1 protein-coding gene is annotated in these 1,300 nt (G+C 78.6%); it reads right to left on the bottom strand.

Features of this window, described 5'->3' with window-relative positions; genetic code table 11:
- Window positions 1-1,300: BREX-2 system phosphatase PglZ (gene pglZ, locus AC5LSR_RS23010; RefSeq protein WP_493469009.1), on the bottom strand; the 1,300-nt coding region annotated here is incomplete at both ends.

Genomic DNA, 1,300 nt, shown 5'->3' with positions numbered 1-1,300 from the left:
CCGCCCGACCAGCACGGTGTCGCCGCCACCAGGTCCGCCCCCAAGGCCGCCACCACCAAGGCTGCCGAGGAGGTCTGTCGTCTCCAGTGACCACCAGCGCGGGCGCTGGTCGGGCAGCGGGCGCCAGCCGGGCGGCAGGTCGCGGCTCGCCGACGCCGCGGAGAGGCGGAACGGCAGAAAGGCCAGTACGGGCACTGTCACCTCGGCCGGCGCCGCGCCGCCGTGGTAGCCGCCCCTGCGGCCCAGGTAGTGCACGGCCGGGTCCCACAGCGCGACGATCCGCCCGCCGGGCGCGAGCACCCGTGGCCCGGCCAGCGCCACCTCGCCGTCCCGGGAGTCGTTGTCGCCCGAGCCGGGGACGCGGTGCCGGGCGGACGCGGCGTCGGCGGCGGCCAGCGTCCCGGAGCGGTGGTCGACGACATGGCCGTGGTCGCTGGTCAGGATGACCGCCCGCCCGGCGGTCCGGGCGTAGCCCAGCACCGCGCGCAGCCGGCCGACGTCGGCCAGGCTCCAACCGCCGTCGTCGCGCGGCCGGCCCCGCTCGAGCGTGTCGTCGACCGTGTTGATCACGACCGCGACCAGGGGGGTGTCCGAGGTCAGCGCGTCGGCGAGCTCCCCGTCGAGCGCGGCGCCGGGCCTGCCCGCCAGGTCGGCGTGGTGGAACAGCCGGGCAGCCCGCCGGCCCCAGCGCGGATGGCCCTCGAACTCGGCCTTCTCCTTCGTCTTGTCGCCGGTGAGCAGCCGGCCGGCGAGCAGTGACGTCCGCGAGGTGGCGGTCACGGTCGGCAGCACGGCGACGGCCGCCCGCCGCCGTGCGGAGCCGGCCGGCTCACCGTTCGGCCCACCTGGGAGGGAGCCGAGCGGGTCGCACTCCTCCCAGCGTTCGCGGCGCAGTTCGGCGGCGAGCTGGACGGCGACGGCGGCGCTCATCCCGTCGAGCACGACCAGCAGCGCCCGGCCGCCGCGGGCGGCCACGACCGGCGCGACCACCCGGTCGAGGATCTCCTCGACGCACAGCGGCCCGGCCGGCGCCGCCGCGGCGGCCGGGGCCGGCCTGCCGGTCGTGCTCCACCGGGCGAGCAGTTGCGCGAAGGCGGCGTCGAGGGCGCGGCGGCGACGGGCCGCCACCCGGTAGAGGTCGCCGTACACCGCGCCGATCGCGGGCGTGGGGTCGCCGACGGCCAGGTGACCGAGCGCGATGTCGACCCAGGCACCGTCGTCGAGGTGGGCGTCGAGGGCGCCGGCCAGCGTCGTCGGCTCGCCCGCCCGCTCCCGGCCGGGGCGCTGCCCGCCCGTGGAG

This window comes from Protofrankia sp. CiP1_Cm_nod4 (assembly GCF_982290645.1).
This window is presented reverse-complemented; position numbering and strand designations above follow the sequence as displayed.